Raw genomic sequence first — 23,578 nt, forward strand, 5'->3', positions numbered from 1 at the left:
AAATTACTTTCTGCCGGCGACCTTTCTACGCCTGCGAACCGCCCCGATAAATCTCCGAATTTGCCGAGATCCCCACTGGTATTGCATTCGCTGTTAAAACTACGTTAAAACACCTTCTCAGGCTTTGCCAAAAAAGTCATTACTCTATTTTTGTATCTTTGCACCCTTTTAGTAGATCTGTTAAATCTGTATAATTCGCCTGACACAAAATGAGCTTGAAGGATAAATTGGACTTACAACGGTTACCGCGCCATATAGCCATTATTATGGACGGGAATGGCCGTTGGGCAAAAGAGCGGGGACAAGACAGGCTGTACGGGCACCACGAAGGGGTAGAAAGTGTGCGCAATATAGTGGAAACCTGTGCAGAACTGGGAATAGGTTATCTTACCCTATACGCGTTTTCCACCGAGAACTGGGATCGCCCGGTTTATGAAGTTAATGGCATCATGGAGTTACTCGTAAACACTATCCGCCGGGAAGTGAATACGTTATCAAAAAATAATATACGGTTGAGTGTTATTGGCGATATGGAAATGCTGCCACCCCAATGTCAGCAGGAAATGGAAGAAGCCATTGCCCTTACCAGCCAGAATACCGGCCTAAATCTCATTATGGCTCTCAGCTACAGTGCAAGGTGGGAAATCGTGAATGCAGCCAGGAAAATAGCCCTGGATGTGAAAAATGGAGCCCTGGACCCGATAGCTGTTACACCTGAGGTATGGGAAAAATATCTCTGTACTTATGGACTGCCGGACCCTGAATTAATGATTCGTACTAGTGGAGAATGCAGGATCAGTAACTTCCTTCTCTATCAACTGGCCTATGCGGAGCTGTATTTCACAGATACCCGCTGGCCGGATTTCCGCAATGAACATCTTTACCAAGCCATCTTAAATTATCAGACCAGAGAACGGCGCTTTGGCAAAACAAGCGAACAAATTCAGCAGAATGAAGAAATTATTTCCTAAGGGCCTTCTGGCTATAGCATTATGTTGCAGTGCAGGCATTCGTGTATCCGCTCAGCAGAAAGATACCGTGCTTCCGACACAGCCGCCTGCTAATCCGCCGGCCATTGCTCCGATCAGTCCGGGCATTCCGCAACAGTACGAAATTGCCGATATCACCGTTGCCGGTACGCAATACCTGGATAAGTCGTTGCTGCTGTCCCTTTCCGGCCTAAGTGTAGGCGACAAGGTAACCTATCCTGGTGGCGACCAGTTTACCAAGGCCATCCAAAGCCTGTGGTCGCAACGGCTTTTTGCTGATGTTACTATTTATGTGACTAAAATAGAAGATGATAAAATCTGGCTCGAAATAGGACTAACGGAAATGCCCCGTATGTCTTCTTTCTCTTTTAAAGGTATCAAGAAGTCGGAAGGCGAAGATATCGCTACCAAGGCTACTTTACGTAAAGGAAGCGTAGTAACCCCAGGCCTCAAGCAAAATGTGATCGGCACTGTTCACAAATTTTATGCTGATAAAGGTTTTGGCAATGCTACCGTAAAGATTGATGAAAAAGTAGATACAGGCCAGGTAAATTCCATGCGCCTTATCTTTATAGTAGATAAAGGAAATAAAGTACACACAGAGAACATCAATATAGTAGGTAACTATAACATCCCGGATTCAAAGATCAAAAAACGGATGAAGGGTACTAAAGAACGCACCCGTATTACCCTGCATCCGGATATTGAGCATGTTTATGTGGATTCTCTGGCAGCGCCAGATGATTTCTGGCAAACCTACGGGTTCCTGCAGCCTACCAGAGCGCTGGAAAAACTGGATCCTTATTTCCGCTTTAAGTTGTTCAGTTCTTCCAAATTCAATGAAAACAAATACCAGGAAGATAAAGGAAAGGTAATCAGCCTGTATAACTCCAAAGGTTATCGCGATGCGTTGATTACAAGGGATACTACCTATAAAACCCATAATCAGAATCAGAACATCGATATGCAGATTGCTGAAGGTAAAAAATATTACTTCGGCGATATCACCTGGAAAGGTAATACCCGGTATTCCGACTCCGTACTGACCCGCATTTTGGGTATCAAAAAAGGAGATGTGTATAACCTGGAGCTGCTGGAAAAAAGACTGGGTAAACAAATGTCACAGGAAGGCGGCGATATTAGCGGCTATTACATGGACTTTGGCTACCTGTTCTTCCAGATAGACCCCGTAGAGATAGGTATCCGGGGCGATACCATTGATTATGAAATTCGTTTGCGTGAAGGTCCGCAGGCCAGGATTAAGGAAGTGCGTATTGCCGGTAACGAAAAAACTAACGAGCATGTGATCCGCCGTGAGCTGCGCACCATCCCGGGCGAATATTTCAGTCGCCAGGATCTGATCCGCTCTAACCGCGAAATCGCTAACCTCGGATTTTTCAACCCGGAAAAAATTGGTATGAACCCGGTGCCTAACGTACAGGATGGAACCGTGGACATTGATTATACCGTGGAAGAAAAAGCCAACGACCAGCTGGAATTGTCGGCCGGTTGGGGAGGTTACATCGGTCTTACCGGTACTCTCGGTGTTACTTTCAATAACTTCTCCCTGCGCAACATCTTCAGAAAAGAAACCTGGGACCCTTTACCAAGTGGCGACGGACAGAAATTATCTGTGCGTGTATCTTCCAATGGCAAGGCCTACCGTTCCTACAACCTCTCTTTCACTGAGCCATGGTTGGGGGGTAAGAAGAGGAACCAGTTTTCTGTGAGCTTGTATAGCAGCTACCAGAACCCATACGCGTACAACGATTATTATAAAGGTATTTATGGTGATACATCTACTTCTACCAACGGACACTTTAAAGTGTTAGGTGCCTCTGTATCTCTGGGTAAACAATTGAAATGGCCGGATGACTATTTCACCCTGATCTACTCTTTGAACTACCAACAGTACAAGCTGAAAAATTATAACTATTTCGGTATCCCGGGATTTGAGAATGGAACTTCCAATAACTTGAACATCAAGCTCACGCTGGCGCGTTCTTCTGTAGACCAACAGATCTTCCCGCGCAGTGGTTCCAACTTCTCCTTATCTGCCCAGTATACGCCTCCTTACTCTTTGTTCCAACCGGATAAGAACTATAAGAACGAGCCACTATCACAGCAGTTTAACTTTATTGAGTACCAGAAATACCGCTTCAATGCAGAATGGTATGTGCCATTGAGCCGTCCGATGGGTAGCGATAATAAAACGTTTGTATTGAAAGTAGCGGCTAAATTTGGTTACATTGGCTCGTACAATAACCGCACTACCTTATCGCCTTTTGGCCGGTTTGAGTTGGGAGGAGACGGTTTAAGTAACTTTGCGATCTACGACCGTGATATCATTTCTCAGAGAGGTTATCCGGTGTACTATACTTCCAATCCAAGCGATAATCCAGACAATGGCCAGCCGGCCAATTATCAGGGCTTTACCGTATTTAATAAGTATGTTATGGAACTGCGCTATCCTTTCAGTTTGAATCCAAGTTCAACGATCTTTGGTCTGGCTTTCCTGGAAGCGGCGAATGGTTACAAGAATCTGCAGGATTATAATCCATTCAGGTTGCGTCGTTCTGCCGGTATCGGTATGCGTTTCTACCTGCCGATGTTTGGATTGCTCGGATTTGACTATGGTATTGGATTTGACCGTTTGAGGCCAGGTACTGGTCTGAAAGACGCGGCTAAGTTTACCTTCATGCTCGGCTTTGAACCAGAATAATGTGAAAATAAATTATATATTGCAAGTTTAACCGTCATTTGGTTTTGCGAAAAATCTATTGTAGCATGAAGAAACTATTTATTACAGCCGCTATAATAATAGCGATGGGCGGTGCAGCAAGTGCACAGCGTTATTGTGTGATAGATACCAAATATATCCTGGAAAATATTCCTGAATACAAGGAATCACAGCAGAAACTGGATGCCGTGGCAGAACAATGGCAGAAGGAAATAGATGCAAAATTCCAAGAGGTAGATAAGATGTATAAGTCTTACCAGGCTGAACAGGTAATGCTTACAGAAGAGCTGAAACGCAAACGGGAAGATGAGATCGTGGCCAGGGAAAAAGACGCCAAGGATCTGCAGAAAAAGCGGTTTGGTTATGAAGGCGATCTTTTTAAGAAAAGAGAGGAACTGGTGAAGCCTATTCAAGACAAGATCTATAATGCCATACAGAAACTCGCTGCCGGCAGGATGTATGATTTTGTGTTGGACAAGGCAGGAGGAACTACTGTGATCTTTTCTGATCCTAAATTAGATAAGAGCGAGGAAATTCTCAAAGCGCTAGGAGTAAAGAAATAAATGCGCACCTATTTTTTAACTATAAGTATTTAAATTTTTTTAAACACAGACAACATCATGAAGAAGTACGTAATTATTGCTTTTGTGGCGGTTACCGGTTTGTTCAGCGTGAATGCAATGGCACAATCCAAAGTAGCGCATATTAATGCACAAGCACTGGTATCCAGCATGCCAGAAGCTAAGAAGGCAGAAACTGATCTGCAGACTTATGCACAAGGCTTAGAAGGAGATGGAAAAGCTTTAGTGGATGAGTACACTAAGAAAATGAAAGAATTCGATGACAAGGCAGCTACCATGACCGACAATATGAAAGAAATCAAGGGTCGTGAAATCCAGGATGCCCAGAAACGTATCCAAGACTACCGCGATTCTGCTGAGCAGAAAGTACAGGCAAAACAGCAGGAACTGCTGAAACCTATCTACGACAAAGCTCGCAAAGCCATTGAAGATGTAGCGAAAGAAAAAGGTTATGGCTACGTAATCGACAGCTCTGCTGGTCTGTTACTGGTTTCTCCTCCTGCAGACGATATCCTGGCTGCTGTGAAAGCTAAACTGGGTATTAAATAATCAAACTTTTTAATGCTAGAGGTGGAATGTAGTGAAAACTGCATTCCACCTTTACTTTTAAGGGGTTGCTACCCTGTAGTACCATTACATATTAGCGCAGATAAATATCCATTAGCGCTAATTAATTCGATTTAAATTTTAATTTTCAAATATTTCTGCTACCTTTGCCTTCCGTTTTAAAAATTATCCTTTAATCCGGGAGTTTTAGTAGTACAGGTAAAAACAAAAAAAAGAAATGAAACGTACTTTTCAACCGCATAACAGACGCAGAAAGAGCGTTCACGGCTTCAGAAAGAGAATGGAAACTGCTAATGGCCGTAAGGTATTGGCTTCCCGTAGAGCAAAAGGTCGTAAAAAGCTGACTGTATCTGACGAACGTAAGCTGAAATAATTATAGTAGCTAAATACTATTAGCCATAAAAACTTATTCTTTTAAAAAGGAAGAAAGGTTAAAAAGCAGAAAACTTATTGAAACGCTTTTTCGTGATGGAAAAGCGTTTTCTGTTTTTCCATACCGGGTTGTTTATATGCCGTTGAAGGAACCTGCAGGTAAATATCCTGTACAGGTTGGTTTTAGCGCTACTACCCGCCGTTTTCCCCATGCGGTAGACCGTAACCGCATCAAACGCCTGGGCCGTGAGGCCTGGCGGCTGCAAAAACAGGAATTGTACGATCATCTCCAATCAGAATCCCGGCAGCTCGCTGTTTTTCTTATTTACACGGATAAAAAAATAGCTGACTTTTCTACACTACAAGACAAAATTTCAGTAATTTTAAAAAAGCTGCAGAAAGTCGAGTAGCCTCGATTTACAGCTCATTTACAAAACTGCTGATAGTTCTCCGCTATTAACTAATATGTTGTTTATGAAAAGTGTTGCACGTTGGTTAAGCTATCCGTTCATTTTCCTGATAAAAGGTTATCAATGGTTTATCTCGCCTTTACTGGGCAATAAATGCCGTTATACCCCTTCCTGTTCACAATATGGAATAGAAGCCTTTAAAAAATACGGCCCCTTGAAAGGTGGCTATCTCACCATAAAGCGTATCTTGTCATGCCATCCTTGGGGTGGCCATGGATATGATCCGGTTCCCTGATATATTTACAGCCGGCTGCCAACCGTAATAAAATCGTTCATCTTATACACAAAATGTTGCATGCGTGTGTTTTTTAATAAAAAAAAGAAACTGGCAGCAGCCCTGCTGTTGCTGATCATAGCTGCCGGTCTTTTTGCCTTTAATGAAAGTGATAAGTACTTCCAGATCGCTAAGAATCTGGACATTTTTGCTGCCTTCTACCGAGAGCTGAATACTTATTATGTAGATGATCTGCCCCCCGAAAAACTTATACACAGAGGGATAGACGCTATGCTCGAAGAAACAGACCCTTTCACCGATTTTGTGTCGGAAGAGAACCTGGATGATCTCAGGTTTATGGCTACGGGTAAATATGGCGGCGTAGGTGCGTCTATTAATACCAACGGTGAATGGACCTCTATTACAGATGTATACGAAGGAAGCCCTATGGACAAAGCCGGTGTGAAAGCCGGGGATATTATTGTGAGTATGGATGGTAAGTCTGCCCGCAACCTGCCACAGGAAGAAGTGAGCCGCCAACTGAAAGGTGCCGCCGGCACCCCGTTGGATATGGTGTTTCGCCATCCTGTTACCGGTGTGGAAACACCCCGGAAGATTGTACGGGAAGAAATCAACGTAAAAGCTGTTAGCTATGCTGGTATTGTGAAAAATGATATTGGGTATATAAAGATGACCCAGTTCACCGAAAATAGCGGGAGCCTGGTACGTAAGGCCGTAGAGCAACTGAAGCAATCCAATCCTGCACTGAAAGGCCTTGTACTGGATCTGCGGGGTAATCCTGGCGGCCTGCTGGACGAAGCAGTGATTGTAGCCAATATTTTTGTAGATAAAAATAAATTGATCGTTAGCACCCGTGGTAAAGTGAAAACCTGGGACCGCAATTATGAAACGGCTGATCAACCGGTGGATACACATATACCGCTGGCTATATTAACCAATCATTCTTCGGCCTCTGCATCTGAAATTGTAGCAGGCAGCATCCAGGACCTCGATCGTGGTCTTGTAATAGGGCAGCGTTCTTATGGAAAGGGACTAGTACAAACCACCCGGCAACTGCCTTATAACACCAAATTAAAGGTTACTACGGCCAAGTACTACACCCCCAGCGGCCGTTGCATACAGGCGATCGATTATTCGCACCGCAACGACGATGGTAGTGCTGATTATGTGCCGGACTCCCTCCGTAAATCTTTCCGTACACTTGGGGGCCGCGCTGTAAAAGATGGCGGCGGTATTGAGCCCGACGAAAAAGTAGAGCCAACCTATATCAGCCAGGTATCCATTTCCTTAATACGTAAACAGTTTATCTTCGATTACGCTACCAATTATTATTACAGTCATCCAGCAATTACCTCATCATCAGCCTTTACGCTTACCGATAGTGAGTTTACAGATTTTGAACACTACCTCGACAATAAGGACTATAGTTATAAAACCCGTAGTGAAGACGCACTGGATGCTTTTAAAAGCACGGCTAAAAAAGAGAAATATTATGATGCTGTTGTCAAGGAAGTGGAAACATTGGAAGCCAGCATGAAACATGATAAAAAACAAGACCTGCTGAAAAATAAAGTAGAGATCAAACGCTTGCTGGAAGAAGAAATTGTGAACCGTTATTATTTGCAGAAAGGCCGTATCATGAAATCACTGGAATGGGACAACGAAGTGAATACCGCCGCCGATATATTGCATAATCCGGTTAAATATAAACAATTACTGACCGCTGCCCGGTAATCATTTTTCTCAGTAACAATATGCTTTGGGCCCGCAACAGTTAAAATGGTGTAAGGGGCTATAAAAAAATCCCTTCCGAGTTGATAGCGGAAGGGATTTTTTATGTAGATAGTTAGCTATTTAAAACGATTAGATGGCTGCTTCGTAGCGTTTAGCTACTTCTGACCAGTTTACTACGTTCCAGAATGCTTTCAGGTATTCCGGACGGCGGTTTTGATATTTGAGGTAATACGCGTGTTCCCATACGTCTACACCGAGGATGGGAGTACCTTTTACTTCAGCAACGTCCATCAGGGGGTTATCCTGGTTAGGTGTGGAAGTAATTTCGAGTTTGCCATCTTTTACCAGCAGCCATGCCCAACCGGAACCGAAACGGGTAGCGCCGGCATTGCTGAATTTTTCCTGGAATGCTTCGAAAGAACCGAAAGTGTCATTGATCGCATCTGCCAGTTTGCCGGTAGGAGCGCCGCCAGCATTAGGAGCCAGAATCGTCCAGAAGAAACTGTGGTTCCAGTGACCGCCACCATTGTTTCTTACAGCAGGGCTGATCTTACCGGCATTAGCTACCAGTTCCTCCAGTGATTTGTTCTCGTTTTCTGTTCCTGCAATTGCTTTGTTCAGATTGTCTACATAAGCCTGGTGGTGCTTACCGTGGTGAATTTCCATTGTCAGTTTATCGAAATTCGGCTCTAACGCATCAGTTGCGTAGGGTAAGCTCGGAAGTGTAAATGCCATAACTCAGTTTTTTATGGGTTTTAAAAATATGATTATAGATAGTCGCCAAATTTACTGCCAATCCGTTAAAATTTAGCCATTTAATTATTGGGTTACTTAGATATTTAGATTCCTTATACGCTTATCCATGCAAATACAGACAAACGCAGCCACTTTTGCCATTGCCCTGGGTTGATCATATGAAAAAATATTTTAAATTTACAGATACCCGGTTTAACAAGGCGAAACATTAGGGATTTCGTGTGTGCTTGATAGTTGTTTACCTATTGTTTGTTTAAAACTTATAGTATGCAGACAGGCTTGGACTCAGGACAAAATTTTTCCCTCAATACTTTACAGAAGGAAAATGAACATTTAAGGAATCGTATTCATTGGTTGGAGAGTATCCTGCATCATGTACCCGCTATGATCTGTAGTTATGACAATAATAACAAAGCTGTTACCTGGTGTAATGATCGTTTGGCAGAAGCTGTAGGCTTTACTTCGGCAGAGATGGCGGGTATGGGAATAGACTTCTTCAAGCACATTATGCATCCCGAAGATTTTAAAATGGCGGCTGTAGCACAGCAATCCTTTTTTAATAACAAAAAACAGTTTGGCGGGCTTGCCCGGATACGGAAGAAAGGGGAAATTGATTACCGTTGGCTATTTGGATTGGAAGTGCCTTTTACCTACGATAAGAATGGAAGGGTAGTAGAAATCATTTGCGCTTTTCTGGACCTGACCAATGCTATTGATACCAATGTGCAGTTGTCGGAAGCGCTTAGCGCCATATCACGCCGGCAAAATGAGAACCTGTTCAATAAACTTACCACCCGGGAAAAAGATGTATTGTCTATGGCGGTGAAAGGGCTCAACAATAAGGAAATTGCTCAAGCGTTGAATCTTAGCCGTTATACGGTGGAAACCCATCGTAAAAACATCCGTTTGAAACTGAAAGTGCGCAATACTTCCGAATTGTTAGCTATTGCCCGGAAGATTGGATTTGAGTAAACAACTTTAGGTGAAGATAGTATCAGTATGTTTTTTATGTTTTTGATGATCCATACATAGCAATTGTAATAATCAACTATATATTACTGTGAACCATTAGTTATGATAAGAAGTTTGTTAAACCAGCGCGATTAGAAAAGTGCTGAAATGATTCAAAAATACCCAAGATTGGGTATTTACTTGTTTTTCAAACTCTACTAATTTAGGGAATTAAATATTACGCGTGTTTTTTAAATATCCTACATGATTACCAGTGAAATACCCCTACTGCCTATGATAACCGAGGAAAGAGCATTTAATATTTTGCAATTGGAAGCAACTGCGACTACAGCGGAGATTGTTGCCCGTTATGAAATTCTGAAAGACCAATACCGGAGAATAAAAGATGAAACAGAAGATCTCAGAACGCGCCTCGCCTACCAATTAAAGCAGATAGAACTAGACGATGTATTTATCTATTTGAGAAGAAAACAAAGGATATAAAATAGATAATGGGCAAAGCTTTTGGCGGCTTTGTATTTGTCTGTAACATTGGCTTTTTTGATTACATTTATACCCCTAATCCTACCTAAACAATCAATCTATGGTATTTTTGTTAGTTCTGCTGGTATTGGCACTTGTTATAGTATCATCCAGCTTTGTTACCGTGCAACAGGGCACGATAGGCGTTACCACCATCTTTGGTAAATATAACCGGGTATTATATCCTGGCCTCAACTTTAAAGTGCCGGTTATAGAAAAAGTATTCAAACGGATATCTATCCAGAACCGGTCGGTGGAGCTGGAGTTCCAGGCCATTACTATCGATCAGGCCAATGTATATTTTAAGGCGATGCTGTTATATGCAGTATGGAACCAGGAGGAAGAAACCATTAAGAATGTGGCATTTAAGTTTATGGATGAAAGAAGCTTCATGCAAGCGCTGGTACGTACCATAGAAGGCTCTATCCGTGGGTTTGTGGCCACCAAGCGCCAGGCCGAAGTGCTGGCCCTGCGCAAAGATATTACTGAGCACGTAAAAGACCAGATAGATAAAACCCTGGAAGAATGGGGTTTTCATCTACTAGATCTGCAGATGAATGATATTACTTTTGATGAAGTGATTATGAAATCTATGGCCCAGGTAGTGGCTTCCAATAACCTGAAAGCCGCCGCTGAAAATGAAGGTCAGGCGTTATTGATTACTAAAACCAAAGCGGCAGAGGCAGATGGTAATGCGATTAAGATTGCGGCAGAAGCAGAGCGCCAGGCGGCTCAATTGCGCGGTATGGGCGTAGCCCTTTTCCGGGAAGAGGTAGCCAAAGGTATGACCATGGCAGCTAAAGAAATGCAACAGGCCAACCTGGATACTTCTGTGATCCTTTTTTCCATGTGGACAGAAGCGATCAAGCATTTTGCAGAAAACTCCAAAGGGAATGTCATCTTTCTTGACGGCTCTTCAGAAGGCATGGAGCATACCATGACGCAGATGATGGGCATGAATAAAATGATGGAGCATCAAAAGCAACAATAACTACCGTCGCTGTTCAAAAAAAGACTTCATCAGTTGTAAACTTTCTTCGCGACAGGGGCCGGCCTCCAGTTTTGTTTTAGGATGAAACGGAGACCGGTCGCCGGTTGCTCTCCGGTAACTGTTCTTGTCGTCTGGTGCCGCATATACTATTCTGCCTATTTTACTCCAATAAAGCGCTCCTGCGCACATCAGGCATGGCTCTACGGTAACGTATAATGTGGCATCCATTAAATATTTGCTGCCTAATGTATTAAAAGCCGCTGTTAAGGCAATCATTTCTGCATGCGCAGTACAATCATTCAATCTTTCTACATGATTATAACCCCGTCCGATGATCCTGTTATTTAGTACTACTACGGCGCCAATAGGAACCTCCCCATCTTCAAAAGCTTTTCGCGCCTCTTGTAATGCCTGGCGCATGTATGTTAAATCGTCGTTCATGTTTTGGCTTTTAGCTACTGGCTGCTAGAGGCTAATACCTAACAGCTCAATAAATTCGTCTTCTGTGAGTATCTTGATGGTATTGATTTTTTTGGCTTTCTCTAACTTGCTACCGGCATCTTCTCCTACAACGAGGTAGTTGAGTTTACTGCTTACACCGCTCATGATTTTACCGCCTTCCTGTTCTACCATTTCTTCGGCATCGCTGCGTTTCAATTTATGCAGCGTGCCAGTGAACAAAAACGTTTGTCCGTTGAGGTGACCTTCTTCGGAAGCAGCCGATTTTTTTGTGTTTTCCATGTTGATGCCGAGTGCGGATAGTTTTTCCAGCATGGCAATGTTATCATGGTTGGCAAAGAACAACCGGATGGAGCCGGCCACTTTAGGGCCAATGTCTTCCAGTGCCAGAATCTGTTCTTCTGCCCAGTGTTGGAGGTCCATGATGTTGGTAACTGCATTGGCCAACGTTTTGGCGGTGGTTTCACCCACATAGCGGATACCGAGGCCAAATATCAATCTGTGCAGCGGCTGTGATTTGGACTGTTCTATAGCCATTTGCAGGTTGCTCAACGACTTTTTGCCGAAACCTTCCAGTGCCCCGATCTTTTCGAAGTCCAGTTCATAGATGCCAGGGATATCTTTTAGTAATCCTAACAAATAGAATTTCCGCACATTGCTTTCTCCAAAACTTTTGATGTCCATGGCATCTTTACTGACGAAATGTATCATTCTTTCCACTACCTGGGCTTCGCAGTTGATGTTAGTACAACGCCATACACTTTCTCCTTCCGGCTTTACCAGTTTATCGTGGCATACAGGGCAATGGGTTGGGAACACGATGTTTTGTTCGCTGCCATCGCGTAAGTCTGCCACAGACTTTACAATATAAGGGATCACGTCTCCTGCTCTTTCTACCAGTACAGTATCACCCAGTTTCAGGTCTTTTTCTTTTATCACATCTTCGTTGAAGAGGGAAATGGAGCCTACTGTAACCCCGCCAATAGGTACGGGGTCTATTTTGGCAACGGGCGTTACGGAGCCGGTACGGCCTACCTGGAATTCCACGCTGCGTAATTTGCTGGTAGCCTGCCGGGCTTTAAATTTGTAGGCGATGGCCCATCGTGGGTGATGGGTGGTCATTCCTAGTTTGTCTTGCAGGTTATAATCATTTACTTTGATTACCATACCATCAATTTCATAGGGAAGGTTATCACGTTCTGTCTCAAATTGCAGGCAATAGTCTATCACCGCCTGGATGCCTGTTACTACTTTTTTCTCTTTCGCAGGGCTACGGAATCCAAGGGTCGACAATAAGTCGAGCGTAGCGCTATGGGTTTTGAGTGCGTCGGGTTCTGTTTGTCCGGGATTCATGGAATGGAAGCTCATATGGTATAAAAAAGCTTCCAGCCCACGTTTGGCCACTTCGTTAGGATCTACCATGCGTAGGGAGCCGGAGGCCGCATTGCGGGGATTGGCCAGTGGGGGTAAGTTCTCCGCGATGCGTTTATCGTTGAATGCTTTAAAGGTATTTTTATTGATGAGCACTTCTCCCCGGATTTCAATCTGGTGAATACCATATTTGGAGAAGCTGGCAGATAAAGGGATAGAACGTATTTGCCGGATGTTGGTGGTGATGTCTTCTCCGGCAACGCCGTCGCCACGGGTGGCGCCGCGGAAAAAGCGGTCATCTTCATATATCAGGGAGATACTGGCGCCGTCAAACTTAGGTTCTATACAGTATTCAATGGCGTCCAACCCGGCGCTTTCCCTTGCCTTACGATCCCAGTCTAGCAGATCGTCTGCATTGTAGGAGTTTTCCAGGCTAAGCATGGGTACCAGGTGAGGTACAGTAACAAATTCTTTAGTGAGCCCTTGGGCTACCCGTTGGGTAGGAGAATCGGGCGTGATGAGCGTGGGATTTTCCTGCTCCAGTTTTTTCAGCCACGCAAATAACTGGTCATATTCATAATCAGTGAGCACAGGTTCGCTTTGTACATAATAGCGCCAGTCGTTGTAGCTAATCACACGGCGAAGGTCTTCCAGGGTTTCTTCAATGGATGCCAGCGGTTGCTGTTGTTGTAATCGGTCCAGAAGGTCTTTGGCCAACTGTGCCAGGGTTATTTCTATTTCCTTTGTGTACATAATCTTTGAAAACTGAACCGTAAATTTAAACTTATCTTTCAGGTTAGGGATCATTCACGGAAAAATTCACCCCTTTTTAGGCTAAAAATGTCTTTTTTTTCTTTCATTTAGATTAAATTTCATGTTGTAATAAAAAGCGTTTATCTGTAATTCCACGTTCCCTATGATGTCTATGTACACCAAAAACATGCAGACGCACCTCCAGGAAATAAAGCATCACTTCAAGTTAGCCGTTTCGGTGGATTGTGTCATTTTCGGTTTCAACCATGATGAGTTGAAAGTTTTATTGATTGAATCTGACCTCAAAGAATGCAAAGGAAAGTATTCCTTGCTGGGAGATATTGTTTGTCCGGACGAAGAGTTGGAAGACGCTGCGTATCGTGTGTTGAAGGCCCGCACAGGATTGGATCATGTGTTTATGGAGCAGGTGCAAACCTTCGGCGCTGTAAAGCGTCATCCGGTGGGCAGGGTAGTTACCGTTGCCTATTACTCACTGGTGAACATTGCCCGTATAGAGAGAACATTGTCGGATCTCCGGCTTAACTGGTACCCCATCAAAGCGCTGCCGGAATTGGTTTTCGATCATGCGCAGATCCTGGAAATGTGCCACAATCGGCTAAAGCAGCAGGTACAGTTACAACCTATTGGTTTTAACCTGCTCCCCCGCAAGTTCTCTTTGCGTGAATTACAGCATCTTTACGAAGCTATTTTGGATGTGGAGCTCGACCGGAGGAATTTCAGGAAGAAGTTTTTATCGATGGACCTCTTAATGGATTTGAATGAAGAGGAAGCGGATGTGCCCCACCGCCCAGCCAGGCTCTACAAATTTGATTTTGATAAATATGAACAATGTAAGAAGCCTTACCTGGGAATAGGATTCTAAGTAGTTGGTCCGTAATGTTTTTTTATCTTCCTGAAAGACATCTTTTTCAGATCCGGTTAATTTACATTTGATCAAAATCCTTGATGGTAAAGGATTTCATCTTCATAAAACCTGCAAAGGAATTTGCAGGTTATTTTTTTCCGTAGAACAAAATTATTTTTGTTTTTAACAAAAATTTAAATTAAGATTGCGTAAGGTATACACATCCGGAGTAACTTAAATCAGAATAAAACCAAGACTAATTCGCTGTAAGTATTTGTTGTTTTAAAATTCCATTTAAATAAGTTTGAAAGCTATTAAAATCATTAACAATAATTGATCGTTTGATTTTATAGTTCCACGTTATGAAATGTAAGACTGCTAAGCATTACTGCCTTGCGTCTTTTTTACGCTTTCCCTTGTACTAATACCGGTGCAAGGGAAAGTTGTTTTAGGGAAATATTAAGCTAATTCCGGATTGGTTAAATATTTTGCAACGGGATGAGCTACCTGTTTAATCAATTCTAATTATTGTTAAACCCTTGCTAATACGGCTGTTCAGCAGGTTTTTACGTAACTTGCGGTGTTGCGCAAGGAAGCCGGCAACTGCAGGGGAAGGGGTTTGTTTTTTCCGATGATCGATTTCAGTAACCACGTATTCACTCCATCATCTGCGCTACAGTTGCAGGCGCTTGTATTTATAAAAAACCGGTTAGCTATATGTCTTATACACCACAACATAAGGTGCGCATTGTAACAGCAGCAGCTTTATTCGACGGTCATGATGCCGCCATTAATATCATGCGCCGCATTATGCAGGCAAAGGGCGCAGAGGTGATCCATCTGGGCCATAACCGTTCTGCCGCGGAAATTGTAGATTGCGCCATCCAGGAAGATGCACAAGGGATTGCAGTTACTTCTTACCAGGGGGGGCACGTAGAGTTTTTCAAATACATGTACGACCTGTTGCAGGAGAAAGGCTGTGGGCATATTAAGATCTTCGGTGGCGGTGGCGGCACCATCCTGCCATCAGAAATAGCGGAACTGCATGCTTATGGTATTGCACGCCTTTATTCGCCCGATGATGGCCGTCAAATGGGACTGGAAGGTATGATAGAAGATCTCATTTGCCGTTGCGATGTGCCGGTGGAACCCCTTACTGCAGGTAGCAGCAAAGAAGATATTCCCCAGCTGCAGAAAGATAAAAATCCAAAGATTATTGCTAGGGCGATCAGTCTTGCCGAAAATGATATGCCGGTAGCCTTATTGAGCAGTCAAAAGGCCCGTACTGCCGTGGTAGTAGATGAGGCTAACGGCACACATATTGCTCCTGCTACTGCTGAGGCCGATAAGTGGCCGGTATTGGGAATCACCGGCACTGGGGGCGCAGGTAAAAGCAGTGTTACCGATGAACTGGTGCGCCGTTACCTGCACCACTTTTCAGATAAAACAGTAGCAGTGATTTCGGTAGACCCTTCCAAGAAGAAAACTGGCGGTGCTCTTCTTGGCGATCGTATCCGTATGAACGCCATTCATCATCCCCGTGCTTATATGCGCTCCCTGGCCACCCGCGAAAGCGATAAGGCTATCAGCGAACATATACAGGAAGCCATCGATATTTGTAAACTGGCCGCTTTCGATTTTATTATCCTGGAAACTTCCGGCATAGGACAAAGCGATACAGCCATTACCGACTACTGCGATGTTTCTTTATACGTTATGACGCCGGAATATGGCGCAGCTTCCCAGTTGGAGAAGATCAACATGCTCGATTATGCTGATGTGATTGCCATCAATAAATTTGATAAGGCCGGCGCATTGGATGCTTTGCATGATGTGCGCAAACAATATAAGCGTAACCATAACTTATGGGACGCCACAGACGAGACATTGCCGGTGATAGGTTCTATTGCTTCCCAATTCAATGATGCTGGTATTAATCTGCTGTTTGAAAAGGTAATGGAAAAAGTGGAAGAGCGAACCGGGGTTAACTTTGGGTCACTGGCACATGAAAGCTTGAAAAATACTGCCACCAAGTCACAGATCATTCCCCCTGCCAGGGTACGCTACCTGGCTGAAATAGCAGAAGCAATAGAGGATTACAGCAGGTGGGTGAACGAACAATGTAAGTTGGCCACGCAATTATACCAGGTTGTTGGCGTAATGGCTCTGCAACCCGCACAGGTAGCTGCGCTGGCAGAGATTAAGACGCACCTCGAACAAGCTTTGCATCCGGAATGCCAGCAGTTGATTGCGGGTTGGCCGGCATTGGTGGAGCAATATATTGCTGATTATTATGAATTTCAGGTAAGGAATAAGGTGATCAAATTGCCTTTATTCTCCGAAAGCCTGAGCCATAGCCGTATCCCTAAAGTAAGCCTGCCTAAATACCAAGACTGGGGAGATATTCTACGTTGGCAGCTCACTGAAAATGTACCCGGTGAATTTCCTTATGCCGCTGGTGTATTTCCGTTGAAAAGGGAAGGAGAAGATCCTACCCGTATGTTTGCCGGAGAAGGTGGCCCGGAGAGGACTAATAAACGTTTTCACTATGTATCGCTAGATCAGCCGGCAAAACGCCTCTCCACCGCATTTGATAGCGTAACCCTTTATGGAGAAGACCCTGCTGTAAGGCCGGATATCTACGGAAAGGTAGGCAACTCCGGTGTAAGCATCGCCACTGTAGACGATGCCAAAAAATTATACAGCGGTTTTGATCTTTGCGATCCCAAAACCTCTGTATCCATGACGATCAACGGCCCGGCGCCCATACTGCTGGCTTTTTTTATGAATGCCGCCATTGATCAGCAATGCGAAAAGTATATCCAGGAGCATGGTCTCACAGAAAAGGTAGCCTCCCTGATAAAAGATAAATTCAAAGATCACCCATTGCCGCACTATAACGGCGACCTGCCAACTGGTAATGACGGGCTGGGCCTGGTATTGTTAGGTATTTCTGGTGAAGAAGTGCTGGACCGGGAAGTATACGAAAAAATAAAAGCCCACGCATTGAGCACGGTGAGAGGCACCGTGCAGGCAGACATCCTGAAAGAAGACCAGGCGCAAAATACCTGTATCTTCTCTACCGAATTTGCCTTGAAACTCATGGGCGACGTACAGGAATATTTTATTAAACAAAAAGTCCGCAATTTTTATTCGGTAAGTATTTCTGGCTATCATATCGCTGAAGCCGGCGCCAACCCGATCACCCAGCTGGCATTTACCCTGGCCAACGGATTTACCTACGTGGAATATTACCTGAGCAGGGGCATGCACATTGATGATTTTGCGCCTAACCTGTCGTTCTTTTTCAGTAATGGGATGGACCCGGAATATGCCGTGATTGGCCGTGTAGCCCGCCGTATCTGGTCTAAGGCCATTAAGTATAAGTATAAAGGCAACGACCGTTCCCAGAAGCTGAAATACCATATCCAGACTTCCGGTCGCAGCCTGCATGCACAGGAGATTGATTTCAATGATATCCGCACTACCCTGCAGGCGCTGTATGCGATCTATGATAATTGTAATTCGCTGCATACCAATGCCTACGACGAAGCAATTACCACGCCTACAGAAGAAAGTGTAAGAAGGGCCATGGCCATTCAGTTGATCATCAACCGGGAGTTGGGGACTGCCAAAAATGAAAATCCTATCCAGGGTTCTTTCTTCATCGAAGAGCTAACAGACCTGGTAGAGGAAGCTGTATTGGCTGAATTTAACCGCATCACAGAACGTGGCGGTGTATTGGGCGCTATGGAAAGAATGTATCAACGTAACAAGATCCAGGAGGAAAGTTTGTATTACGAATCGCTGAAGCATACTGGTGAATTCCCGATTATAGGGGTGAACACCTTCTTGAATAAGAATGGCTCTCCTACCATTATTCCTGCAGAAGTGATCCGCTCCACTACAGAAGAAAAAGAATTCCAGATCCATACGTTGGAGGCCTTCCAGCAACGACATGAGCAAAAGAGCGCTACTGCATTAAAACAATTGCAGCAGGTAGCCATCAATAACGGGAATCTTTTCGCTGAGCTGATGGAAACTGTGAAGCATTGTTCCCTGGGGCAAATTACGCATGCTTTGTATGAGGTAGGCGGACAGTATAGACGTAATATGTAATATATTTCCGGAAGATGGTCCTGATCAGAAAAGAAAGAGGAATGAAGGGTCAGGGCCATCTAAAAAATCACGTCAAAAGATAGAACATCCTCATTATCTTGTGCCCGCTTATGTCTTCGAACATCAGGATAATCAAGAAATCAGATCAAATTACATTTATGGTTGCAAGAAGAGATTTTTTAAAGAACAGTGCATTAGTAGCTGGCGCAGTGGGGCTAGGATTGCCTAAAACTGTATTTGGTTGGAGCGGATATACCTCTCAACGCCCACCTGTAGCAAAACGTAAATTTACCAGTGAAGCAGTAGAAAAAACAATTCTGAAAGTAAAATCCCAGATTGCAGATACTAAACTGGGATGGTTGTTTGAAAACTGTTTCCCCAATACCTTGGATACAACAGTTAATTATAAAATGGAGAATGGCCGCCCAGACACTTTTGTGATCACTGGCGATATCAATGCGATGTGGCTGCGCGATTCTTCTGCCCAGGTATGGCCTTACCTGCCACTGGTAAAAGAGGATGCCAAGCTGAAGGATATGGTAGTGGGCGTTATTAACCGTCAAACTAAATGCATCCTGATTGATCCATATGCGAATGCCTTTAATGAAGGACCTACAGGTAGTGAGTGGGATAAGGATCTTACCACCATGAAGCCGGAGTTGCATGAGCGTAAATGGGAGATTGATTCTCTGTGCTATCCTGTACGCCTGGCTTATAATTATTGGAAGATCAGCGGAGATGCTACTCCTTTCGATAGCCAGTACAAACAGGCGGCGCAGGCTATTGTAAAAACGTTTAAAGAGCAGCAACGTAAGGACAGTAAAGGTCCTTACAAGTTTCAGCGTATTACTGCCGTGCAATCAGACACGGTGCCCAATGGAGGCTGGGGGGCGCCTATTTCACCGGTAGGGCTGATCGTTTCCATTTTCCGTCCTTCTGACGACGCCACTGTATTTCCTTTCCTGATCCCGTCCAATATGTTTGCCGTGGTATCTCTCCGGCAGTTGGCAGAAATCAGTGAAGTTATTTATAGAGACCAGGTTTTCGCCAAAGAGTGCATTGCGCTGGCAGATGAAGTAGACCGGGCTATTAAGGCTTATGCCATCGTAGAACATCCGAAATTGGGCCATATGTATGGATTTGAGGTAGATGGTTTCGGTAACCGTTTGTTCCTGGATGATACCAATGTGCCTAGCCTCTTGTCTATTCCCTATTTGGGATATACCGGTATAGATGATCCATTGTACCAGTCTTCGCGTCATTTTGTGTGGAGTAACTTCCAGCCTTGGTTTTACAAGGGTAAATATGGAGATGGCGTAGGCAGTCCGCATACCGGTCCGGATTATATCTGGCCTATGAGTATCATCATGAGGGCTTTAACCAGTCATGATAAGGAAGAGATAGCCGGATGTATTAAAACATTGCGCAATACAGATGGTAATACCGGGTTTATCCATGAGTCTTATCATAAAGACGATCCGACTAAGTTTACCCGTCCGTGGTTTGCTTGGGTAAATACTTTGTTTGGAGAGCTGATTCTGAAAGTGAGCCAGGAATATCCTGACTTGTTGCAGCGTCAGTACGCATAATATTTTCCGGTACCGGATTTCAGGATTTTGTGGTGTGTGTGCAATAAATTGTGGGCACATACCACAAAATCCTTTTTATTTTGAACCTATAATCAACGAAGATAAATGGCAACAGCAAATATTTACCAGCAACGGATCGGTCAATTTCAGGCTTCCATTAAAAAAGAAAAGCAATTAACTGCTGCTTTATCTTGGGGGAGGCTAGCCAGCTTTCTGATGATCGTTGCCGCTATCGTGCAGTTGTTCCGTAGTAATTGGATGGTTGCCTGGTGGTTGCTGTTGTTGGTGGCAGTAGCTGCTTTTTTGGTGCTGTTGATGGGCTATACCCGTTCCCAGCAAAGATTGGAGTTATATCAAACATTACTGGAACTTAACCAGAAAGAATGGCGGCTGGTTACCACCTGGGAATCGACTTTTGAGGATGGCCATGAGTTTGTGGATGATAAACATGATTTCAGCAGTGACCTGGATGTTTTTGGGCCTTCCTCCCTTTTTCAACATATTAACCGTACCGGCACATTGTCTGGCAAGCGCAGGTTGGCTGCAGCGCTAAGCGGGCCCTTACAGCAAACGGGCGATATCAGGGATACCCAGGAAGCGTTGAAGGCATTAATGCCGGAACTTGAGTTCCGGCAGTTGCTCACGGCCAACGCTCTGCTGGCCAAAGAAGAAGAAGGCGACCGCAAAGAAATTTTCGCCTGGCTGGAGATGCCCTTCCATTTCATTAATAATACCTTGGTGCAGGTAACGGTTTGGTTATGCCCTGCATTGGCAATAGCCGCTATTGTGTTGGATATCGTTACCGGTATTTATTTCCCGCTAGCGTTAATGATTATTGTGAATTGGATATTGCTTGGCAGCAGCCAGAAAAAGATCTCCGCCCAATACACGCTGATCGGCCATAAAGAAAGGATACTGGATAAGTTTTCCATACTGCTGCAGTTGATCTGTAAGGGGAACTTCCAGGCATCGGTGTTATTGCGCCGTCAGCAAGAAATTGCCAAAGATGCCGATGTGGCCTTGCGGAAGTTATCACGTATCAGTAATGCCTTTGATCAGCGGTTGAACCTGTTGGTTGGTATTGTGGTGAATTCATTGTTCTTATATGATTTTCACTGTATGCTGCGCCTGGAACGCTGGAAAAAGCAACAACAGCAAGGCATACGGGAATGGTTTGAGGTGGTGAACCGGATGGAGGTATGGAACAGTTTTGCTACCTATGCTTTTGACCATCCGGAATTTACGTGGCCGGAGCCACAGGAGGAAGGAGGGCTGTTGGAAGCAGCTGCCTTAGGGCATCCGTTGATACCTGCTACCGCATGTGTGAAAAATGATGGCGCAGCAGGGCAGCCAGATAGCTTCCTGATCATTACGGGGTCTAATATGTCCGGTAAAAGTACTTTTCTCCGCAGTGTAGGCGCTAATTTGTTGCTGGCGATGTGCGGGGCGCCGGTATGTGCCACCCGCTTTGTGTTTACTCCTATGCATATAATGACCTCTATGCGCATCAAGGATTCTATCGCCAGTCATACTTCTTATTTTCAGGCAGAGCTGTTGCGGTTACAGCATATTGTTGGCCGGCTGAAAACAGGAGAGCGGGTATTTATTTTACTTGATGAGATCCTGAAAGGTACTAATTCGGAGGACAAGCTTTCCGGCTCCCGCAGCCTTATAGAACATTTTCTTACTTATAATTGCCTGGGAATGATTGCTACGCACGATCTGGAACTGGGGCAAATGGAAGCCGCCCATCCGGGCAGGATCCGTAATTATTGCTTTGAAAGTACCATACAGGATGATCATCTTTACTTCGACTACCGTATCCGTGCTGGTATTGCCCGGAATAAAAATGCCACTTTCCTGATGAAGCAAATGGGTATCATCTGAGGCAGTAAAATTTCAAATTCGTAAATCCTAAATATTTTAGTAGTTTTACTAAAATATTTAGTTATGACGTTGCCATTCCAGGAAGGAGCATCAGAACAGCCATATTATAAAGGTCGCGGGGCGCAGATCAATCCCAGGAACAAGTACCTGGCAGACGAGTATGCCCAGGAACATGTAGAGGGGATTGATGAGTGGTGGCAGGCAGATGTTCCTACGCAGGTATTTGAAGAACATGCCAAAAACCTGGTAAATAAGGTGGATAGCCCGGATGTGGGGATGTGGTTTTCCATGAATCCTTACCAGGGTTGTGAACATGGTTGTATTTATTGCTATGCCCGTAATTCTCATCAATATTGGGGATTGAGTGCAGGGTTGGATTTTGAAAGGAAGATCATTGTAAAACATAATGCACCGGAGCTGCTGCGCAAGTTCCTGGAGAACAAAAATTGGGTGCCTAAGCCTATTTCGCTTTCAGGCAATACAGACTGCTATCAGCCGGTAGAGCGTAAAATGTGGCTTACCAGGCAGCTGCTGGAAGTAGCCCTGGAATATAAGCAGCCGATCGGCATTATCACCAAAAACTCCCTGGTATTGCGCGACCGTTATTTACTACAACAACTGGCACAAGATAATCTGGTATGTGTATATGTATCCGTAACTACCCTGGACGAAGAACTACGGCAGAAAATGGAGCCGCGTACCACTACCGCTGTCCAACGGCTCAAAATAATAAAGGAGTTAAGCGATCTTGGGATACCCGTTGGAGTTATGACGGCCCCTATCATACCCGGACTCAACGATCACGAAATTCCACGTTTGCTGGAAGCTGTGGCCGCTAATGGCGCCAAGTATGCCGGATATACAGTGGTAAGGCTTAATGACGCAGTGAAGGTGATTTTCCAGGACTGGTTGTATAAGAACTTCCCCGACCGGGCCGACAAGGTGTGGCACCATATACAGAGCATGCACGGTGGACAGGTGAACGATAGTGAATTTGGACGGCGCATGCGGGGAGATGGTAATATCGCTGATCTTATCAGACAACAGTTCCGGGTGCATACTAAAAAGAATAACCTGAACCAGGAGCGCTTTGAATTTAATACGAATGCCTTCCGCCGGCCCAATGCACAATTGAGTTTATTTTAATGGGTGCAGTAGTATAAACTAATTGTTAAGTCTATGAAAAAAGTAAGGTGTTTTTTTGTGTAATAAAAGAAATAAAAATTATCTTTGTTTCAAGTATTAAAACATAACTGTGCAACTTTTTTCAACATACCAAATTTCAGCGATGGCCTGCAAGCAAAAGCAGGTCGAGGTCAGGCCGCGGGCGTGTTGCACCGATTGTTAACGATAGAAAGTTATCAAACGATATAAACGAAAGTCCCGCACTAGAATAAGTGTGGGACTTTCTGCTTTAGTAGAAGTACTGAAAATGAAGATATTGAAAGAGTTTCAAGTGATAACTGTAATGCAAAAAAAATGCGCCTCATGGCGTAAACAGAATGGCTTTACCTTAAAAAAGCCATACGGATCATGGTATGCAATAGTGTGAGCAAACCCCGCTACATTATTTGACCCGGTCCGTAAACACGGCCGGGTTTTTTCG

The 23,578-nt window shown here is 44.3% G+C and carries 19 protein-coding genes; 16 read left to right on the forward strand and 3 right to left on the reverse strand.

Going from position 1 to position 23,578, the window contains the following annotated elements:
* Positions 1–209: 209 nt before the first annotated feature.
* The 8 genes from ACDQ55_RS05075 to ACDQ55_RS05110 all read left to right on the forward strand — a co-directional run bounded on the left by ACDQ55_RS05075 (position 210) and on the right by ACDQ55_RS05110 (position 7,688).
* Positions 210–971: an isoprenyl transferase gene (locus tag ACDQ55_RS05075; protein ID WP_420980092.1), complete on the forward strand. Its 762-nt coding sequence runs from the start codon at positions 210–212 to the stop codon at positions 969–971.
* Complete coding sequence (locus tag ACDQ55_RS05080; RefSeq protein WP_420980093.1) at positions 952–3,711, forward strand: BamA/OMP85 family outer membrane protein; 2,760 nt, start codon at positions 952–954, stop codon at positions 3,709–3,711. Before ACDQ55_RS05075 ends, ACDQ55_RS05080 begins: the two co-directional genes overlap by 20 nt.
* A 65-nt stretch (positions 3,712–3,776) precedes the next feature.
* Positions 3,777–4,292, forward strand: coding sequence for an OmpH family outer membrane protein (locus ACDQ55_RS05085; RefSeq protein WP_420980094.1), 516 nt, complete (start codon positions 3,777–3,779; stop codon positions 4,290–4,292).
* Between the two features lie 57 nt (positions 4,293–4,349).
* Positions 4,350–4,859 carry an OmpH family outer membrane protein gene (locus ACDQ55_RS05090; RefSeq protein WP_420980096.1) on the forward strand — a complete coding sequence of 170 codons (510 nt, stop codon included), beginning with the start codon at positions 4,350–4,352 and terminating at the stop codon, positions 4,857–4,859.
* 235 nt (positions 4,860–5,094) lie between these two features.
* Positions 5,095–5,250 (forward strand): 50S ribosomal protein L34, encoded by a 156-nt coding sequence (gene rpmH / locus ACDQ55_RS05095; protein WP_012788729.1) that lies wholly within the window; start codon positions 5,095–5,097, stop codon positions 5,248–5,250.
* A gap of 25 nt (positions 5,251–5,275) precedes the next feature.
* Positions 5,276–5,659 (forward strand): ribonuclease P protein component, encoded by a 384-nt coding sequence (locus ACDQ55_RS05100; RefSeq protein ID WP_420980434.1) that lies wholly within the window; start codon positions 5,276–5,278, stop codon positions 5,657–5,659.
* 64 nt (positions 5,660–5,723) lie between these two features.
* Positions 5,724–5,954 (forward strand): membrane protein insertion efficiency factor YidD, encoded by a 231-nt coding sequence (gene yidD, locus ACDQ55_RS05105; protein WP_420980097.1) that lies wholly within the window; start codon positions 5,724–5,726, stop codon positions 5,952–5,954.
* 60 nt (positions 5,955–6,014) lie between these two features.
* Positions 6,015–7,688 (forward strand): S41 family peptidase, encoded by a 1,674-nt coding sequence (locus ACDQ55_RS05110; protein WP_420980098.1) that lies wholly within the window; start codon positions 6,015–6,017, stop codon positions 7,686–7,688.
* Between the two features lie 129 nt (positions 7,689–7,817).
* Here the strand turns inward: ACDQ55_RS05110 and ACDQ55_RS05115 are convergent, their stop codons facing one another.
* Positions 7,818–8,423, reverse strand: coding sequence for a superoxide dismutase (locus ACDQ55_RS05115; protein ID WP_420980099.1), 606 nt, complete (start codon positions 8,421–8,423; stop codon positions 7,818–7,820).
* Positions 8,424–8,711: 288 nt separating this feature from the next.
* Here ACDQ55_RS05115 and ACDQ55_RS05120 point away from each other — a divergent pair, with 288 nt between their 5' ends.
* From ACDQ55_RS05120 to ACDQ55_RS05130, 3 genes are all read left to right on the forward strand, one after another.
* Complete coding sequence (locus tag ACDQ55_RS05120) at positions 8,712–9,416, forward strand: LuxR C-terminal-related transcriptional regulator (protein WP_420980100.1); 705 nt, start codon at positions 8,712–8,714, stop codon at positions 9,414–9,416.
* A 243-nt stretch (positions 9,417–9,659) separates the two neighbouring features.
* Entirely contained in the window at positions 9,660–9,899 is a 240-nt protein-coding gene (locus ACDQ55_RS05125; protein ID WP_420980101.1) for a hypothetical protein, read from the forward strand.
* Positions 9,900–9,999: 100 nt separating this feature from the next.
* Complete coding sequence (locus tag ACDQ55_RS05130; protein WP_420980102.1) at positions 10,000–10,929, forward strand: SPFH domain-containing protein; 930 nt, start codon at positions 10,000–10,002, stop codon at positions 10,927–10,929.
* Here ACDQ55_RS05130 and ACDQ55_RS05135 read toward each other — a convergent pair whose 3' ends face one another.
* Both ACDQ55_RS05135 and ligA read right to left on the reverse strand, forming a co-directional pair.
* On the reverse strand, positions 10,930–11,370 hold the full coding sequence (locus ACDQ55_RS05135) for a nucleoside deaminase (protein ID WP_420980104.1): 441 nt from the start codon (positions 11,368–11,370) through the stop codon (positions 10,930–10,932). It lies immediately after the preceding gene.
* Positions 11,371–11,394: 24 nt separating this feature from the next.
* Complete coding sequence (gene ligA, locus ACDQ55_RS05140) at positions 11,395–13,512, reverse strand: NAD-dependent DNA ligase LigA (RefSeq protein WP_420980105.1); 2,118 nt, start codon at positions 13,510–13,512, stop codon at positions 11,395–11,397.
* A 187-nt stretch (positions 13,513–13,699) separates the two neighbouring features.
* Here ligA and ACDQ55_RS05145 point away from each other — a divergent pair, with 187 nt between their 5' ends.
* From ACDQ55_RS05145 to ACDQ55_RS05165, 5 genes are all read left to right on the forward strand, one after another.
* The gene (locus ACDQ55_RS05145) at positions 13,700–14,395 is read left to right on the forward strand and encodes an NUDIX hydrolase (RefSeq protein WP_420980107.1); all 696 of its coding nucleotides are present in this window, start codon (positions 13,700–13,702) and stop codon (positions 14,393–14,395) included.
* A 699-nt stretch (positions 14,396–15,094) separates the two neighbouring features.
* Entirely contained in the window at positions 15,095–18,496 is a 3,402-nt protein-coding gene (locus ACDQ55_RS05150; RefSeq protein WP_420980108.1) for a methylmalonyl-CoA mutase family protein, read from the forward strand.
* 158 nt (positions 18,497–18,654) lie between these two features.
* On the forward strand, positions 18,655–20,085 hold the full coding sequence (locus ACDQ55_RS05155) for a glycoside hydrolase family 125 protein (RefSeq protein WP_420980109.1): 1,431 nt from the start codon (positions 18,655–18,657) through the stop codon (positions 20,083–20,085).
* Between the two features lie 105 nt (positions 20,086–20,190).
* Positions 20,191–21,972, forward strand: coding sequence for a MutS-related protein (locus tag ACDQ55_RS05160; RefSeq protein ID WP_420980110.1), 1,782 nt, complete (start codon positions 20,191–20,193; stop codon positions 21,970–21,972).
* A gap of 63 nt (positions 21,973–22,035) precedes the next feature.
* Entirely contained in the window at positions 22,036–23,118 is a 1,083-nt protein-coding gene (locus ACDQ55_RS05165; protein WP_420980111.1) for a PA0069 family radical SAM protein, read from the forward strand.
* Positions 23,119–23,578 lie beyond the last annotated feature (460 nt).

The organism is Chitinophaga sp. 30R24 (genome assembly GCF_049056765.1).
Lineage (GTDB): Bacteria > Bacteroidota > Bacteroidia > Chitinophagales > Chitinophagaceae > Chitinophaga.

Bases quoted from the DNA above. Each gene is read 5' to 3' on its own strand.
- ACDQ55_RS05110 (WP_420980098.1), top strand. From the start codon at position 6,015: ATGCGTGTGTTTTTTAATAAAAAAAAGAAACTGGCAGCAGCCCTGCTG.
- ACDQ55_RS05085 (WP_420980094.1), top strand. From the start codon at position 3,777: ATGAAGAAACTATTTATTACAGCCGCTATAATAATAGCGATGGGCGGT.
- ligA (WP_420980105.1), bottom strand. From the start codon at position 13,512: ATGTACACAAAGGAAATAGAAATAACCCTGGCACAGTTGGCCAAAGAC.
- ACDQ55_RS05145 (WP_420980107.1), top strand. From the start codon at position 13,700: ATGCAGACGCACCTCCAGGAAATAAAGCATCACTTCAAGTTAGCCGTT.
- ACDQ55_RS05160 (WP_420980110.1), top strand. From the start codon at position 20,191: ATGGCAACAGCAAATATTTACCAGCAACGGATCGGTCAATTTCAGGCT.
- ACDQ55_RS05120 (WP_420980100.1), top strand. From the start codon at position 8,712: ATGCAGACAGGCTTGGACTCAGGACAAAATTTTTCCCTCAATACTTTA.
- ACDQ55_RS05075 (WP_420980092.1), top strand. From the start codon at position 210: ATGAGCTTGAAGGATAAATTGGACTTACAACGGTTACCGCGCCATATA.
- ACDQ55_RS05155 (WP_420980109.1), top strand. From the start codon at position 18,655: ATGGTTGCAAGAAGAGATTTTTTAAAGAACAGTGCATTAGTAGCTGGC.
- ACDQ55_RS05125 (WP_420980101.1), top strand. From the start codon at position 9,660: ATGATTACCAGTGAAATACCCCTACTGCCTATGATAACCGAGGAAAGA.
- ACDQ55_RS05130 (WP_420980102.1), top strand. From the start codon at position 10,000: ATGGTATTTTTGTTAGTTCTGCTGGTATTGGCACTTGTTATAGTATCA.
- ACDQ55_RS05165 (WP_420980111.1), top strand. From the start codon at position 22,036: ATGACGTTGCCATTCCAGGAAGGAGCATCAGAACAGCCATATTATAAA.
- yidD (WP_420980097.1), top strand. From the start codon at position 5,724: ATGAAAAGTGTTGCACGTTGGTTAAGCTATCCGTTCATTTTCCTGATA.
- ACDQ55_RS05090 (WP_420980096.1), top strand. From the start codon at position 4,350: ATGAAGAAGTACGTAATTATTGCTTTTGTGGCGGTTACCGGTTTGTTC.
- ACDQ55_RS05150 (WP_420980108.1), top strand. From the start codon at position 15,095: ATGTCTTATACACCACAACATAAGGTGCGCATTGTAACAGCAGCAGCT.
- ACDQ55_RS05115 (WP_420980099.1), bottom strand. From the start codon at position 8,423: ATGGCATTTACACTTCCGAGCTTACCCTACGCAACTGATGCGTTAGAG.
- ACDQ55_RS05080 (WP_420980093.1), top strand. From the start codon at position 952: ATGAAGAAATTATTTCCTAAGGGCCTTCTGGCTATAGCATTATGTTGC.
- ACDQ55_RS05135 (WP_420980104.1), bottom strand. From the start codon at position 11,370: ATGAACGACGATTTAACATACATGCGCCAGGCATTACAAGAGGCGCGA.
- rpmH (WP_012788729.1), top strand. From the start codon at position 5,095: ATGAAACGTACTTTTCAACCGCATAACAGACGCAGAAAGAGCGTTCAC.